At 36.4% G+C, this 15,479-nt stretch carries 17 protein-coding genes; 11 read left to right on the plus strand and 6 right to left on the minus strand.

The window, feature by feature from the left end; translation table 11 throughout:
• Positions 1-91 precede the first annotated feature (91 nt).
• Positions 92-1,384 carry an NAD(P)/FAD-dependent oxidoreductase gene (locus ABVM52_RS02150; RefSeq protein ID WP_405383261.1) on the minus strand — a complete coding sequence of 431 codons (1,293 nt, stop codon included), beginning with the start codon at positions 1,382-1,384 and terminating at the stop codon, positions 92-94.
• A 99-nt stretch (positions 1,385-1,483) separates the two neighbouring features.
• On the opposite strand from ABVM52_RS02150, the gene ABVM52_RS02155 reads away from it, so the two are divergent.
• The 3 genes from ABVM52_RS02155 (at position 1,484) to ABVM52_RS02165 (ending at position 4,182) form a co-directional block, all read left to right on the plus strand.
• The gene (locus ABVM52_RS02155) at positions 1,484-2,911 is read left to right on the plus strand and encodes an amidohydrolase (protein ID WP_405383264.1); all 1,428 of its coding nucleotides are present in this window, start codon (positions 1,484-1,486) and stop codon (positions 2,909-2,911) included.
• Positions 2,912-3,033: 122 nt separating this feature from the next.
• A complete protein-coding gene (locus tag ABVM52_RS02160) occupies positions 3,034-3,528 on the plus strand; it encodes an RNA polymerase sigma factor (RefSeq protein WP_405383266.1) in 495 nt (164 codons plus the stop codon).
• A gap of 3 nt (positions 3,529-3,531) precedes the next feature.
• A complete protein-coding gene (locus ABVM52_RS02165) occupies positions 3,532-4,182 on the plus strand; it encodes a hypothetical protein (RefSeq protein WP_405383268.1) in 651 nt (216 codons plus the stop codon).
• On the opposite strand, the gene ABVM52_RS02170 is transcribed toward ABVM52_RS02165, so the two are convergent.
• Positions 4,179-4,985 (minus strand): lysophospholipid acyltransferase family protein, encoded by an 807-nt coding sequence (locus tag ABVM52_RS02170; RefSeq protein ID WP_405383269.1) that lies wholly within the window; start codon positions 4,983-4,985, stop codon positions 4,179-4,181. The genes ABVM52_RS02165 and ABVM52_RS02170 overlap by 4 nt on opposite strands.
• Positions 4,986-5,009: 24 nt before the next feature.
• Positions 5,010-5,651 (minus strand): NUDIX hydrolase, encoded by a 642-nt coding sequence (locus ABVM52_RS02175; protein WP_405383271.1) that lies wholly within the window; start codon positions 5,649-5,651, stop codon positions 5,010-5,012.
• Here ABVM52_RS02175 and ABVM52_RS02180 point away from each other — a divergent pair.
• The gene (locus tag ABVM52_RS02180) at positions 5,650-6,366 is read left to right on the plus strand and encodes a peptidylprolyl isomerase (RefSeq protein WP_405383273.1); all 717 of its coding nucleotides are present in this window, start codon (positions 5,650-5,652) and stop codon (positions 6,364-6,366) included. The genes ABVM52_RS02175 and ABVM52_RS02180 overlap by 2 nt on opposite strands.
• Before the next feature lie 117 nt (positions 6,367-6,483).
• Here ABVM52_RS02180 and ABVM52_RS02185 read toward each other — a convergent pair whose 3' ends face one another.
• Together ABVM52_RS02185 and ABVM52_RS02190 are read right to left on the minus strand one after the other, a co-directional pair.
• Positions 6,484-7,095 carry a trimeric intracellular cation channel family protein gene (locus ABVM52_RS02185; protein ID WP_405383275.1) on the minus strand — a complete coding sequence of 204 codons (612 nt, stop codon included), beginning with the start codon at positions 7,093-7,095 and terminating at the stop codon, positions 6,484-6,486.
• A 3-nt stretch (positions 7,096-7,098) separates the two neighbouring features.
• Entirely contained in the window at positions 7,099-7,824 is a 726-nt protein-coding gene (locus ABVM52_RS02190; protein WP_405383277.1) for an RDD family protein, read from the minus strand.
• A gap of 33 nt (positions 7,825-7,857) precedes the next feature.
• Here ABVM52_RS02190 and ABVM52_RS02195 point away from each other — a divergent pair, with 33 nt between their 5' ends.
• From ABVM52_RS02195 to ABVM52_RS02220, 6 genes are read left to right on the plus strand one after another with little or no spacing between them, the layout of a single operon-like run.
• Complete coding sequence (locus tag ABVM52_RS02195; protein WP_405383279.1) at positions 7,858-8,844, plus strand: stage II sporulation protein M; 987 nt, start codon at positions 7,858-7,860, stop codon at positions 8,842-8,844.
• The gene (locus tag ABVM52_RS02200) at positions 8,807-9,745 is read left to right on the plus strand and encodes a hypothetical protein (RefSeq protein WP_405383281.1); all 939 of its coding nucleotides are present in this window, start codon (positions 8,807-8,809) and stop codon (positions 9,743-9,745) included. The genes ABVM52_RS02195 and ABVM52_RS02200 overlap by 38 nt, the downstream gene beginning before the upstream one ends.
• 1 nt (position 9,746) lies before the next feature.
• Positions 9,747-10,469, plus strand: a complete 723-nt coding sequence (locus ABVM52_RS02205) for a hypothetical protein (protein WP_405383283.1) — start codon at positions 9,747-9,749, stop codon at positions 10,467-10,469.
• Between the two features lie 2 nt (positions 10,470-10,471).
• Positions 10,472-11,695: a DUF4350 domain-containing protein gene (locus tag ABVM52_RS02210; protein WP_405383285.1), complete on the plus strand. Its 1,224-nt coding sequence runs from the start codon at positions 10,472-10,474 to the stop codon at positions 11,693-11,695.
• Positions 11,685-12,683 (plus strand): AAA family ATPase, encoded by a 999-nt coding sequence (locus ABVM52_RS02215; protein WP_405383287.1) that lies wholly within the window; start codon positions 11,685-11,687, stop codon positions 12,681-12,683. The genes ABVM52_RS02210 and ABVM52_RS02215 overlap by 11 nt, the downstream gene beginning before the upstream one ends.
• 5 nt (positions 12,684-12,688) lie before the next feature.
• Positions 12,689-14,023, plus strand: coding sequence for a DUF58 domain-containing protein (locus tag ABVM52_RS02220; protein WP_405383288.1), 1,335 nt, complete (start codon positions 12,689-12,691; stop codon positions 14,021-14,023).
• Positions 14,024-14,025: 2 nt separating this feature from the next.
• On the opposite strand, the gene ABVM52_RS02225 is transcribed toward ABVM52_RS02220, so the two are convergent.
• Positions 14,026-14,487 (minus strand): hypothetical protein, encoded by a 462-nt coding sequence (locus ABVM52_RS02225; protein ID WP_405383289.1) that lies wholly within the window; start codon positions 14,485-14,487, stop codon positions 14,026-14,028.
• A gap of 183 nt (positions 14,488-14,670) precedes the next feature.
• Between ABVM52_RS02225 and ABVM52_RS02230 the strand changes: the two genes are divergently transcribed.
• Entirely contained in the window at positions 14,671-15,384 is a 714-nt protein-coding gene (locus ABVM52_RS02230; protein WP_405383291.1) for a pirin family protein, read from the plus strand.
• Positions 15,385-15,479 lie beyond the last annotated feature (95 nt).

The following is a 15,479-nucleotide window of genomic DNA, read 5'->3' on the forward strand; positions in this document are numbered from 1 at the left end:
AAGTTACCTTTATTTCAACAAGTAAAAAAAATCTTATAAAAATTTTAACTGTCTATAAATTAACCCACTACATTCCATGACCGGCTGTTCATTAATCCTTAAACTGACTATAATCTCTTTTGTAGGGACGAATTATTAACCTTGCTTCCCTATCAAACCTAATATAATTATAGACCCAATTAATGAACACAACCATTCTATTTCTAAAACCTATAAGAAAGAAAAGATGTACGAACATCCATACAAACCAAGCAAATACTCCTTGAAAACGATAGCCTTTTATATCACAAACCGCTTTATTTCTGCCAATGGTAGCCATACTACCCTTATCATTATAAATGAAAGGGGTCATAGGTTGATGTTCCAAAAGCTTAACTAAATTTTCCCCTAGCAACTTACCTTGTTGAATTGCCGGCTGTGCCACCATAGGATGTCCACGTGGATGGTCTTCCGTAACCATACAGGCTATATCGCCAATGGCAAAAATTTCCGGATAGCCAACTACTTGGTTAAATTCATTTACCTTAATTCTATTTCCGCCGGCCAGTACATCTGCCACATCCATCCCCTTTACCATTGCTCCTTTTACCCCAGCGGCCCAAACTACTGCAGCGGACTGGAAAACGAGATCTGTCTTGGTGGTAACCGTTTTACCATCATAACCCGTAACACGAACACCTTTCCAAACCTGTACGCCCAACTCTTCTAAAAAGTCCTCCGCTTTTTTAGAAGCTTGATTACTGAAACCCGGTAAAAGACAATCACCTCCTTGAACAATATTTATTTGCGCCCTTCTGGTATCCAGGTCAGGATAATCTTTTGGCAAAATTCCTTTTTTAATCTCTGCCAATGCACCGGCAAGTTCCACACCTGTTGGTCCGCCGCCAACAATAACAAAATTCATTAGAGCATCACGCTCATGGTAGTCATCTGTCAAAAGTGCTTGCTCAAAATTCTCCAAAATCAAACTTCTTAGATTTAGGGACTGTGGAATAGATTTCATAGACATGGCATGACGTTCTATTTCTCCATTTCCAAAGAAATTTGTTTCTGAACCGGTGGCAACTACCAAATAATCATAGGTGAGCTCACCAATATTGGTTTTGATTTTTTTATGTGCAGGTTCAATTTCAGAAACTTCCGCTAATCGGAAATAAAAATTATCATAGCCAATAAGCACTTTACGTAACGGGTATGCTATAGAGTCCGGCTCCAGACCTCCTGTTGAAACTTGATATAACAAAGGTTGAAATGTATGGTAGTTGTTCTTATCCAACAACACTACCTGTACTTCTTGTTTACTTAATTTCTTTGCGAGGGAAACTCCTCCAAAACCACCACCTATAATTACAATTCTAGGATAGCTTGAAAGTGGTATGTTCATAGTTTTTTACTTGATGGCTAAATTAATCAAATGCACTACTACTTTAAAATAATATTCTGTTTTTAGTATCTTTAAGGCTTAACTCAAATAACTAAACTCATGCGAAAAACCCTTATTTTATCGGTATTACTTAGCGTTACCTTAATTTCTGTTAACGCCCAGAAAAATGAAAAAGAAGTACTTCAAAAATTAGAGCAAAAAAGTGAGGATTACGGAACCATAGCTCAAAAAATTTGGAATTTCGCAGAAATGGGCTACCAAGAGGAAAAAAGTGCAGGACTGCTTCAAGAAACCTTAAAGGACGCAGGCTTTAGTATTACAAAAGGTGTTGCCGGTATTCCTACCGCCTTTATTGCGGAATATGGAAGCGGAAGTCCGGTTATTGCCATTTTGGGTGAATATGACGCCTTACCAGGGCTCTCCCAAAAGGCGGTGGCGGTAAAAGAATCTGCCAACAAAGCGGCGGGCCATGCTTGTGGCCACCATCTTTTTGGTACCGCTTCCACGGCAGCAGCCATATCTACCAAAGAATGGCTGGCAGCCAATAACATGCAAGGAACTATACGCTTTTACGGAACACCGGCGGAAGAAGGCGGTTCAGGAAAAGTATATATGGTACGTGAGGGACTATTTAACGATGTAGATATTGCCTTGCACTGGCACCCGGGAGCACAAAATGCAGCAAGTGCAGGTGCCGCTTTGGCCAATAAGTCCGCTAAATTCCGTTTTCATGGAGTTTCTGCGCATGCCGCGGGCTCACCTGATAAAGGACGTTCTGCCCTAGATGGCGTAGAGGCAATGAATATCATGGTCAATATGATGCGTGAACATATTCCACAGGAAGCTAGAATACACTATGTAATAACCGCTGGTGGAAAAGCGCCCAATGTGGTGCCGGACTTTGCAGAAGTATATTATTATGCACGACACAATTCACGTAATGTAGTCATTGATATTTTCGATAGAATGGTAAAGGCTGCAGAAGGTGCGGCATTGGGTACGGGAACTACCATGGACTATGAAATGATCGGTGGCACACACGAACTGTTGCCCAACCTTACATTGCAAAAACTTGTGCATGATAACTTATCTGAAGTTGGAGGTATTGAATATACGGAAGAAGAGAACATTTTTGCGGATAAGATTGCCAAAACACTGGGAAAAGAAAAGGCGGACCTTGCCGTAGCAAAAAACATTCAACCCTATAAAACCGAAGCAAGGGCATATGGCTCTACCGATGTAGGCGATGTTAGCTTTACGGTACCTACCGTTGGCTTTGGTACGGCTACATGGGTGCCGGGCACTCCTGCGCATAGCTGGCAAGCTGTAGCTGCCGGAGGAACCTCTATTGCGAACAAAGGAATGATGGTAGCCGCAAAAACCTTGACCAAAACGGCCATGGACCTATTCAAGGACAAAAAATTGGTAGAACAGGCCAAAACGGAGTTTTTGGAAAAAAGAGGTGCGGATTTTAAATATATTCCACTCTTAGGTGTTCGGGCTCCCGCATTGGATTACAGAAACTAATATTTACGCTTACTTTATAGAAAATGTCCGTGGTGATCCATGGACATTTTTAATTTTCTTAATTTTTGTTGTAACAATTAAAACTTTTGTTAGACTAATTACGTAATAACTACCAACCACTAGTGAACAAAGAACTGGAACACAAATTTGTGACCGAGCTGCAAGACAATCAAAACATTGTCCACAAGGTGTGTACACTATATACCAATGACCGCGACTCTCACAATGACCTTTTCCAGGAAATTACCATTCAGTTGTGGAAGGCGTACCCCAAATTTAGGGGAGATGCCAAGTTTAGTACTTGGATGTATAGGGTTGCCCTGAATACGGCAATAACCCTATATCGTAAAAACAAGAAGAGAATTGATACGGCAGATTATGAATCCGTAATTTTTAAGATAAAGGCAGATGAATATGATGAAACCGAGGAGCTACAACTAAAATTGATGTACAAAGCCGTAAAACAGCTTGGAGACGTGGATAAAGCTTTGGTCTTCCTCTATTTAGAAGATAAAAATTATACTGAAATCTCAGAGACTCTGGGTATTACCGAAGTTAATGCACGAGTTAAGATGAACCGTATAAAAAACAAATTAAGAACCATTTTGAATCCATAATATATGACGGATGAACTGGAATTATTAAAGAAAGATTGGCAAAACAAGGAACTTAACGTTCCTAAGTTGAGTTATGAGGATATTCATAAGATGATATGGAAAAAATCTTCATCTATTGTAAAATGGATATTGATCATTAGCATATTAGAATTTTCCGTACCCCACCTTCTTTATTTATCCCCTTCTATGAGAGAAGGTATGGAAGTCTATGAAAAAATTGGGATTTCCCAATACTTATTTGGACTTTCCGTCTTTGTTTATGCAGTTGCCCTATATTTTATTTTTCAATTCTATAAACGATTTAAGGAAATCTCTGTTCTAGATAATTCCAAAAACTTAATGCGAAAGATCATCAAGACCCGTAAAACGGTTAAACATTATGTCATCTTTTCGTTATCCATGATTATGGTAACTATTATAATCATGGTCGTTGGTGTTTATCTTAACGACAATATTGCGCTGGCTTTTCCAGAATTTAAAGAAGGCTTGGTCCATGTATCCCAAGAAAAACTCAAAATAACCATTATGCTTGCCATAGGTATTTTTGGGGTTATACTGACCTTGGTAATGGGTGGCGTGTATTTCTTGTTGTACGGATTACTATTAAGAAGATTAAAAAAGAATTATACGGAGCTAAGACAATTGGAAATTTAAGGTGTTTTCCATTTTCTTTGCTTATTCTCTTCTTCATACGCCAAAAGGTCCGCTTTAGAAATTACCTTTAGAAAAGACGGGTGTTGCTCTATGGCATACTCCAGCTTTTCTATAATGGACTCTGAAGTTTCATTATCATAATCTATCTGTAATGGCTCTTTAATGACCATAGATTGCAGTATGCCCTTTTTCTTGATACGCAAACCCTTTTTATCAAATGAACGTCTAAAACCGTCAATAACCACCGGTACAACAACAGGTTTGTACTTTTTGATGATATGTGCGGTACCTTTTCGCAAAGGTTTCCAAGGTGTTGTGGTTCCCTGCGGAAAAGTAATGACCCAACCATCATTCAATGCTTTACCAATATTGGAAATATCGCTCATTTTAACTTGACGTTTTACGTCTTTACCTTCTGACCGCCATGTTCTCTCCACACTCACAGAACCAGCATAAGCCATAATCTTTGTCAATAAGCTTTTACGCATGGTCTCAGCGGCCGCAACGTAATACATATTTAATTTTGGCTGCCATATATACCCTAAATTTTTAATGGAATCTTCCCTACCGCTTAAACTTGCATTAAATACATGAAACATTGCCACTACATCTGCAAAATAAGTTTGATGATTACTGACAAAAAGCACGTTTCTATCCGGTAAGTTCCTGATAACATCAGAACCTTCTATCTCTAACGTATTAAAACGTTTATATCGCTGATGTGATAGCACCGCCAAAATGCGGATAAGCCATTTTTTTAAAAATAAATTATGCCCAAAAGGGTTTGTTTTAAATAATCCCATAAATGCTAAAATAAATAATTAAGCTTACATCACTTGCTTTAATAACTCTTTAATCTCGCTCAACATCATTGCCGTTGCTCCCCAAACAACGTAACCGTTTAATTCAAAGGCAGGTACTTCAATATTAGAAGCATAGGAAGTGGTCAACTTTTTTGTAATGATTTTGGTTTCATCCATAAAATCTAGCAAGGGCACTTCTAAAATTGTTTCCACCTCCTTTTCCTGTTTTCGAAAAGGTTTTGGTTCTTTGTAGAGACCTATATAGGGTTGCACCATAAAATTACTAGGTGGTATAAAAATAGATGAGAGCTCTTTAATAACCGTTACATCTTTTGGCTCTACCCCTACTTCTTCATGTGTTTCGCGCAAGGCCGTATGCAACAATCCGTCATCAATTGTTTCCGCTTTACCACCAGGAAAACCTACTTGGTTGCTATGCACGCCTTTATATGTTTTACGAAGAATGAGCAATAAATTTGTTGTTCTTACTTCTGATGGATAAAATAAAGCCATTACCGCCGCCTGTCTAGGTTTTTTTTGCGCTATGTTCAAGCGTTTTAAATCCTCTACACGACTTTGAGGGGCCATTTTATATTGCGAAGCTTCACCTGGTAGCGGTAAATCTTTTATTTTTGAAACCTGATGTTCAAATAAATTAAAATCCATGAATCTAGCTAAATCCTATTTATATTTTATTGTGACCGCCCTATTAACAATAAGTTGCAAAGATACCGCTAAGAAAGTTGAAAGTCCAATCACAAATGTAGATACACCAATAGATTCAACTAAAATAAAAAACGATTCCATAGTCACAAAAGAGGATGAGGAATTTGAACTTACAGAGGAGAATGCCATCGACTTTTTTTATAAATACGAGCAAACCTTAGAAGCCAACAAAGTAAAAATTACGACCAATTTGGGCAGCTTTACAGTTGAGCTCTATGAAAATGTACCATACCACAGGGCAAATTTCATTTATTTGACACGTAAAGGATATTTTGATTATACCCAATTTCATAGGGTGGTCAAGAATTTCATAATTCAAGGCGGAAATTCCGATGACCGTAAGACGGGGAAAAAACGAAATGAAATTGGAAGATACCTATTACCGCCAGATACCCGCAAGGGGCATAAGCACCACAGGGGCACTATTTCTATGCCCAGTAGCGAAATGGACAATCCGCATATGCTGGCTTCTCCCTATGAATTCTTTATCGTAGTTACGGATCCGGGATCGTATCATTTAGACGATGAATATACCCCATTTGGTAGGGTGATCGAAGGAATGGATATTGTTGATAAAATTAATAATCAGCCTGTGGGTGAAGGAGACTGGCCTATGCAAAATATTTATATTACAAAAGCCGAGGTTGTCAAGTAAAAGGATTTTAAAACAGAAAAGTCCAAAATGGCCACAACCTAGGCTATCATCTAATAATCATTTCTTATACGTAAGAATTTAAACAGAATCTCTTAGAGATTACCAAATTATTATCCACTAAGCATCCCTATAAATATTGGGTAATGAAATTTTAAATCTAACGGCTAAAATGCGCATTATGATAATGGTTAAAATAGCCATGGAATGAGCAATAGTGTTACTTATCACAGGAAACTGAATCAATAAAAAGTAAATAAAACCACCCAAAATACATACCGTAGCGTAAATTTCCTTTCTGAATATTACAGGGATTTCATTACAAAGAATATCCCTGATTACACCACCAAAGCATGCGGTGATCGTACCTAGGGCCACACACATTACAGGAGATAAATCTGCTGCTATCCCTTTTTCCACACCGGCCATGGTATAAAGTCCAATGCCAATGGTGTCAAATAAAAATAAAGACTTTCTTACATATTTTAATTGCCTGGCAAATAAAATGGCCAAAATAACCGTGGAAACAATCACCAAAATATGAATAGGTGCATTTAACCAGCCAACCGGTCTTACACCAATTAATAGATCACGTAAAGTACCGCCTCCTACGGCCGTGACAAAAGCTATGATCAATACCCCAAATACATCTAGTTTTTTTTCCATGGCCACTAAAACCCCAGAAATTGCAAAAGCAATGGTACCTAAAATATCTATGAAATAATAGAACATATGCTATACTTGTTGCGTAAAGTAATTATAGTCTTTCAAGACCGTTTCCAAATATTGCTTATCATATAATTCGGAATTGGTCAATAAAATACTATCTACCTTATCCCTCAGCATTTTTAGTGTTTTATAATCATTACTTTTTAGGGCTATCCCAAAAGTTTCTTTAATCAAACGTACGTCTTTATCGGTTAACATGGTCACATTTGTAAATAAAGGTGCATACGTATCCTCTACCTCTTCCAAAATGGTGTGAGAAATTTTTGTCCTATTCTTGGTACTAATTACAACGGTGCCTGCGGCAGCATCACCCAAACGTTGTTTTCTGTTAGAAAATAAAATAGTCAATATACCAATGGCACCTAAGAACAACCAAATATCCACCAACCTGAGCATCCAACGGGTTAGGTAATTGCTCCAATGCACCGGTGAACCATCTAATTTTACCACACGCATCTTCAATAACATTTTACCTACCGTTCTCCCATTAAAAATGATATGCATCAATAAACTATAGAACATTGCCGGCAAAAATATTAAGGCTACCAAACCGCGTTGTGTCCAGCGGTCATCATAGATATATCCTATGGCATCACCTATCAAATTAACCAGTAAAGCATACAGATATAGAATAAATGCATCAATTAGAAAAGCTAAAATTCGCTCACCAATACTGACTATGGTATAATTAAGATTAACATTTTGCGTTGTATTGATTTGAAGGTTATTCATTAAGTCTTAAATTTAACAAGGTAAATACTCTATATGCGCGAAGCTGCTTTTGTAAGGCAAAATAAGGAAAAATGGATAGCATTTGAAAAAGCTATCACCCTTGGCCGCAATACAAACCCTGATGAGCTGGCAAATGGTTACATACAACTAACCAATGATTTGGCATACGCGCAAACCTATTACGCAGAAAGCAAGACTTTATTGTATTTAAACGAACTTGCCGCACAAGCCCATCAAAAAATATATAAGAACAAAAAAGAGAACCGAAATCGTATTGTTGATTTTTGGCGAACGGAATTTCCGCTGTTTTTTAAGCAATACCATCCAACACTGGCCATAGCTTTTATAATATTTGCAGTAGCCTCTGCTATAGGTGCACTTTCCGCATTGAACGACCCTACCTTTGTACGTTTAATTTTAGGTGATGCATATGTAAATGAAACCTTGAACAATATTGCAAACGGCGACCCCGCAGCCATTTATAAAGGCGGTAGTGAAATTGGCAGCTTTCTAGGTATCACAATCAACAATATTAGAGTAGCTTTTCTTGCATTTAGCTTTGGGGTCATTACCAGTATAGGTACCGCATATATTCTTTTTAGCAATGGTGTAATGCTTGGAGCATTTATAACCTTCTTCTACACAAAAGGTGTTTTTTTTGAAGCCAATAAACAAATTTGGCTGCATGGCACTATAGAGATTTCCGTAATTATCATAGCGGGTTGTGCCGGTTTAATTATGGGCAATAGTATTCTCTTTCCAAAAACTTATTCTAGACGTGTTTCTTTTATGAAAGGAGCCAAGGACGGTTTAAAAGTAGTCGTAAGTACCATACCGTTTTTTATATTGGCCGGTTTTATAGAAGGTTTTATTACCCGTTATACCAATATGCCAAATTGGTTGGCAATATTAATCATTGGGGCTTCGTTATTTTTAATCGTGTTCTATTACCTGATATACCCAATTACTCTTAATAAAAAATATGAAAGACAATTACATTCCTCTGCGGGTAAACCGTGATTTTGGGCAAATCATTTCTGTATATTTTGATTTTTTTAAACAGAATATCAAGAATTTCACCAATGTTTTTATCAGCTACAATGGTATTTTCATGATTGGGCTTTTGATTGCCAGCTATCTGTTGGTATCAGGATTTATAGGGTTGATTGCCTATGAAACCAATGGAAATTCATTTTCTGGTTCTATGGGGTTTGAAGAGGGTTATTATATATATCTAGCCCTTGGCGGTGGATTGTTTTTTATCATTTTTATTTTGGTGGCCATCTTAAACTATTCGTTATCTACGAGTTATATGATAAAATACGTAGAAAAGAAGAGTAATGAATTCAACAAAAAAGAGGTTTGGGCCTTTGCCAAAAGTCAATTAGGTAACATTGTTCTCTTTATACTGTTACTGATACCCATTTATCTGGTATTTATGATCGTTGCCATTATGATGGCCATCATACCTATTCTAGGAATGTTTGCCCAATATATAGTTCAGTTTTTTGTTACGGCATGGATCGGAGTTTCCTTTTTTGATATGCTCAATAAACAAAAAAGTGCCATGGAAGCATTTGGAGAAGGATGGCGTTTGGTTACGAAAAACTTCTGGAAATCTGTAGGGGTCAATTTTATTTTAGGTTTGCTCCTTGGACTATTGCTCATGATAACTTTTATGGTACCAGGTATTATTCTAGGTATTTATACCTTTCATGTGGTTGAGAACGATGTTGATTTTGCCAATTCTGTTGTTACCACGGTAATATATACTTTAGGCACCTGTTTTTTCTTGATTATAGCCGTTTACGGTCAATGCCTTTCTCAATTTATAAATGGTATTTTATATTATGCCCTACATGAAAAAACATACAATGAACACACAAAGGCTACCATTGAACAAATAGGATCAAGCAATTAAGTTGAAGTATACATTATTAATATTAAGCTATATATGGTTTACTTATTGCTCTTTTGGGCAAATAAGTAAACAATCTGCGATTCCCGTAGATTCCAATTCAACCATAGTTCCAAAAGAGTGGACAGAGGATTTATCTCAAAAATATACCGGGGAAGAATTTAACTACACGTTAAAAACTGGAGAATCCCAGAATTTACTGGCACGCTTTATTACTTGGATCGGCCAAGGACTGCAAAGTATATTTGGCATAGAATTATCCCCACAAGCCCTGCAACTTATAGAACGTATTATTTATTTGCTCATGGTCATTCTGGCCATATATTTATTGGTCAAGGTACTTACCAATGAAAACTTTAATGCCATTTTTACCAGAAAGGCCAAAAACTTGAGTACCGTAAACCTTACGGAAGAACATATTGAAACCATAGACCTGAACAAACTGCTCAGTGATGCAATACAGGCCCAAAATTATAGACTGGCTATTAGGTATCAATTTCTCTTGACGTTACAAAAACTTTCAAAACATGACATTATCACATGGCATTTTGAAAAAACCAATACTGATTATTTTTCTGAAATAAAGGAGAAAAACCTGCAACAAGGATTTAAAAAAATCAGTTACCTCTATGACCATATATGGTATGGCGAACAGATTATTGATAGCAACCGGTATAAACAGTATACCATTGAATTTGAATCTATGAACAAATTAATTGCCGTATAAATTTGGGAAAGCGTTCAAAAATCATATTAGGTCTTTTAATAGCGGTACTAGTTGGTATTATCGTTACAGAAATTATACGGCCCAAACCTATAAATTGGAGACCATCTTACACCTCTAGTTCTAAAATACCCTTTGGTTGTTATATTCTTTATAATGAACTGCCAACCCTTTTCCCCAATAGTAATTTGGAAACTGTAGAGGAAAGTGTTTATAATGTATTGACAAAGCGCGACTCCAGCAAGATGTCAAGTTATATTGCTATCAACAATATGCTTTCATTTGATAAACAAGAGACCAAGCAATTAATGAGCTATGTTGCCAAGGGAAACCAGGTCTTTATTGCTGCAAACGATTTCTATGGTGCGTTGGCGGACACATTGAACATAGAAATGGAAAGATACTATGATTACAAGGAAGATACCGCTAGTGTAAGCCTGACCAATACCCACTTTAAAACTACCCATTTTACGTTTGAAAGAGGTGCCGACCCCGTATATTTTACTAGTGTAGATACAATACATACAGAGATATTGGGCCATATTGGTTTTACGGATAAGTCCTTCCTGCAAGTTGAAAAGGATACTTTTAAAATAAAACCTAATTTTATAAAAACGGCATTTGGCGATGGCCATTTTTACATCAATACTTTACCTGCTGCATTCAGCAATTATTATTTGTTGAAAAAAACCAGCAACTATAGCGCTCACAGCTTATCATACCTTAATAATAATAATATTCTTTATTGGGACAATTATAATAAAGCAGGTAGAAAAATCATTACCTCTCCCCTGCGATTTGTATTAAATCAACCTGCATTAAAGTGGGCATATTACTTAACCATTTGTGCTATATTATTGTTCGTTATTTTCAAAGCAAAAAGGGAACAACGCATAATACCTATCATCTCTCCCTTAGAAAATTCATCTGTAGAGTTTGCAAGGACCGTAGGGTCGCTTTATTATCAAAATAAAGATTACACCCATTTAAATCATCAAAAAATCAACTATTTCCTAACCTATATCAGAAACAAGTATTTTTTAAATACTATAGAAATGGATGAAGCCTTTATCTCTGCATTGGCCAATAAATCAGGTAATAGTATAGAAGATACCAAAGCATTGGTTTCATTATTTTTAAACTTAAAAGACAAACCAATACATACAGAACAAGATACGCTTACACTTTCTAAAAAAATTAATGCATTTAAAAAATACCATGGAAGATAATACACAGGACCATACCCCCCAAGAGTTTACATCACGAATAGACCTTTCCCAACTTCAAGAAGCGGTGGCTAAAGTAAAAACAGAACTGGGCAAAGTCATTATTGGACAACAGGAAATGATTGAGTTATTGATCATTTCCATTCTTGCCAATGGGCATTCTTTAATTGAAGGTGTTCCCGGTGTCGCCAAAACCGTAACGGCAAAACTTTTGGCCAAAACATTGAACGTAGATTTTAGTCGTATACAGTTTACGCCAGATCTAATGCCAAGTGATATTCTAGGCACCTCTATTTTCAATGTAAAAACTTCTGAGTTTGAATTTAAAAAGGGTCCTATTTTTTCGAACATTATTCTTATCGATGAAATAAATCGCGCACCAGCGAAAACACAGGCCGCCTTGTTCGAGGCCATGGCAGAACGCCAAATTACCATAGATGGACATGAATACCCCATGCAACCACCATTTTTGGTATTTGCGACCCAAAACCCTGTAGAACAAGAAGGTACATATAGATTGCCGGAAGCCCAGTTAGATAGATTTTTATTCAAAATAAATGTACGCTACCCTTCATTTGAAGAAGAAGTACAAATTTTGGAAACAAAGCACCAACAAAAAAATAATGATGTTGAATTACTGATCCAGTCTATATTGTCTGCCGCTCAAATAGCGGAATACCAAAACACTATTAAAGATATCATTATAGAAGACAATTTATTAAAATATATAGCGGCGATCGTAAACAATACCAGGACCAACGCCAATTTATACCTAGGAGCTTCTCCCAGGGCATCAATTGCCATCTTGGATGCTTCCAAGGCAGTTGCGGCAATTAACGGTAGGGATTTTATAACACCTGATGATATTAAGAAAGTAGTTGTACCCATCTTGTGCCACCGTATAATTCTTACTCCTGAAAGAGAAATGGAAGGGTTAACAGCAGAAAAATTGATACAAGATTTAATACAGACCATAGAAATACCAAGATAAAAAGCGTGAAAAAAATTTTTAAAAACATGTATTTACAACCACGGTTTTTCCTGCTTTTGGCAGCAATAATTACGTGTTTTCTATGTGCATATATTTTTGAAAATGTAATGGTAATAGCCCTATCCTTGTTTTATGGCTTTATAACATTTTGTTTGGTAGATATCTTACTTTTATTCCTCTCTAAAGGCAACTTAAAAGCAAAGCGGATTGTAACCGATAAACTTTCCAACGGAGATGAAAATGCAATTAACATTATCATAGACAATTTTTACTTTTTTAAAGTTGATATAAAGATCATAGACGAGCTACCGTATCAATTTCAAAAGAGAGATTTTAGAATTGTTAGTTCAATATCAAGCGGTGAACAACATACGTATTCCTATTCTGTAAGACCCGTGGAGAGAGGGGTTTACAAATTTGGCAACTTAAATATCTTTTCCAGTTCACCAATAGGGTTGCTCGCCAGAAAGTATACGTATGACCAAGGGCAAGAAGTACCTGTCTATCCTTCTTTTTTACAATTAAAGAAATACGACCTTTTAGCTTTTAGCAATAAACTATTTGAGCACGGCCTAAAAAAAATTAGGAGAATAGGTCATACCATGGAATTTGAACAGATTAAAGAATATATACAAGGAGACGATATCAGAAATATTAACTGGAAAGCAACCGCTAAAAAAAATCAGTTAATGGTCAACCAGTTTCAAGATGAAAAATCCCAACCTATTTATTCGGTTATTGATAAAGGCCGGGTAATGAAGATGCCCTTTAATGAATTAAGCTTGCTAGATTATGCTATAAATGCCACATTGGTGGTCAGTAACATAGCACTCAAGAAAAATGATAAGGCCGGTATGTTTTCTTTCTGCAATAAAATAGAAAACAGAGTAGTTGCAGAACGCAGAAGTGCGCAGATGAACCTCATTTTAGAAACTCTTTATAATCTTAAAACAGATTTTGTTGAAAGTGATTTTAGTAGACTATATATTGATATTAAAAGAAATATACCACAAAGAAGTCTGTTGCTGTTGTACACAAATTTTGAAACCTTAGATGCCCTGCATAGACAACTTCCTTATCTACAAGCAATTGCCAAACAACATCTTTTGGTCGTTATCTTTTTTAAGAATACCGAATTAATTTCTTTCACCGAGCAAAAACTAAATAACAGTAAAGATATTTTTGAGCAGACCATTGCAGAAAAATTTATATATGAAAAAGAACTGGTGGTCAATGAACTTCGCAGGTACGGTATTCAGACCATTTTAACCAGACCGGAAGACCTAACACTCCATACTATCAATAAATATTTAGAGATCAAGGCCAAAGGTATCCTGTAACACTATTGTAAAAGATAAGCTGCCTGCAAAGTAGCGGTAATATTACCAGAGCTATTATCGAGATTTAATGGAATTTTTGGTATAGGCTTAGTGTTTTCTACTACAAGACATCCACAATATTTACCTTTACCGGACCTTCTTCTTGTATTGCTAGTTAAGACATCCAATACCAAACCAGAAACAATACCGCCTAAAGTGGTAAAAAGTACATCCCTACCTTCAAAGGATGCACCCCTTGGTTTATCATAAAAAGTTTCTTTTGCCAATGCCGCACCAAGACTAGTGCCTACAGCCCCAGCCCAAGTCCAGCCCCTTTTTCCTTCAAAAATTTTATGAGCAGCATAGCCCCCCACTCCACCAATAACAATTCCTGCCCCAAAATGTTTTACCGCATCATCACTACCTTGACCCTGTGCTTGAAAATTTATTAGAAATAAAAAAGTTACAAATACAATCTGTTTCATTGTGGGAGAATTTTTTATTGAGCTATATGCTTTAAAAATTAGACTGCAAATTTATAATATCAATAAACAATTTCAAGAGGTTTAACCCTACCTTTATTCATCAAAAAAATGACCCTTTAAGAAATAAATCAAGTAATTTATTGCTTACCTACCCGACCAATATCACATAATAATATAGGCATTATGAAAACAATATATCACGCAGCAAATACCAGGGGTCATGCAGATCATGGCTGGTTAAAATCTTTTCATAGCTTTAGTTTTGCAAATTACCATGACCCAAAACGAATGAATTTTGGGGCCCTTAGGGTGCTTAATGACGATGTTGTAGCTCCCGGTCGCGGCTTTGGAACACACCCACATCGTAACATGGAAATTATTTCTATACCCTTAGAAGGTGACCTTCAACACATGGACGATATGGGGAACTCTACTGTAATAAAACAGGGAGATATACAGGTCATGAGTGCAGGAAGTGGCGTATCTCATAGCGAATTCAACAAGAATAAGGATCAAGTTGTAAAATTTCTTCAAATATGGGTGTTTCCCAATCAATCTGAAGTTACCCCACGCTATGATCAAATTACTGTTGCCGATAATGCCAAAACAAATGGCCTAACACAAATTGTATCACCCAACCCTAGTGATGAAGGTGTTTGGATCCATCAAGATGCATGGTTTTATTTAGGTAATTTCACTTTGGAAACATCTGCAACCTATTCATTAAAAAATACTAATAACGGAGTATATCTCTTTATTTTGGACGGTGAACTAGAAGTTAACGGGCAGTTATTACATACTAGAGACGGGTATGGTATTTGGGGAACAGATTCATTTAATTACAAAACCAGTAATAAAGCAAAAATTTTATTTATGGAAGTACCCATGAAATTTTAATTTTGTTTAATCTTTTTTCCTATTTACAAATCCTTTTTTAATAAATAAAAAAAAGAATTAAATATTCTTTTTTTTCATATATAATCAGTATTAAC

This window comes from Maribacter sp. LLG6340-A2 (genome assembly GCF_045057105.1).
Lineage (GTDB): Bacteria > Bacteroidota > Bacteroidia > Flavobacteriales > Flavobacteriaceae > Maribacter.

Bases quoted from the DNA above. Each gene is read 5' to 3' on its own strand.
- ABVM52_RS02150 (WP_405383261.1), bottom strand. From the start codon at position 1,384: ATGAACATACCACTTTCAAGCTATCCTAGAATTGTAATTATAGGTGGT.
- ABVM52_RS02155 (WP_405383264.1), top strand. From the start codon at position 1,484: ATGCGAAAAACCCTTATTTTATCGGTATTACTTAGCGTTACCTTAATT.
- ABVM52_RS02165 (WP_405383268.1), top strand. From the start codon at position 3,532: ATGACGGATGAACTGGAATTATTAAAGAAAGATTGGCAAAACAAGGAA.
- ABVM52_RS02170 (WP_405383269.1), bottom strand. From the start codon at position 4,985: ATGGGATTATTTAAAACAAACCCTTTTGGGCATAATTTATTTTTAAAA.
- ABVM52_RS02180 (WP_405383273.1), top strand. From the start codon at position 5,650: ATGAATCTAGCTAAATCCTATTTATATTTTATTGTGACCGCCCTATTA.
- ABVM52_RS02175 (WP_405383271.1), bottom strand. From the start codon at position 5,651: ATGGATTTTAATTTATTTGAACATCAGGTTTCAAAAATAAAAGATTTA.
- ABVM52_RS02185 (WP_405383275.1), bottom strand. From the start codon at position 7,095: ATGTTCTATTATTTCATAGATATTTTAGGTACCATTGCTTTTGCAATT.
- ABVM52_RS02190 (WP_405383277.1), bottom strand. From the start codon at position 7,824: ATGAATAACCTTCAAATCAATACAACGCAAAATGTTAATCTTAATTAT.
- ABVM52_RS02195 (WP_405383279.1), top strand. From the start codon at position 7,858: ATGCGCGAAGCTGCTTTTGTAAGGCAAAATAAGGAAAAATGGATAGCA.
- ABVM52_RS02200 (WP_405383281.1), top strand. From the start codon at position 8,807: ATGAAAGACAATTACATTCCTCTGCGGGTAAACCGTGATTTTGGGCAA.
- ABVM52_RS02215 (WP_405383287.1), top strand. From the start codon at position 11,685: ATGGAAGATAATACACAGGACCATACCCCCCAAGAGTTTACATCACGA.
- ABVM52_RS02225 (WP_405383289.1), bottom strand. From the start codon at position 14,487: ATGAAACAGATTGTATTTGTAACTTTTTTATTTCTAATAAATTTTCAA.
- ABVM52_RS02230 (WP_405383291.1), top strand. From the start codon at position 14,671: ATGAAAACAATATATCACGCAGCAAATACCAGGGGTCATGCAGATCAT.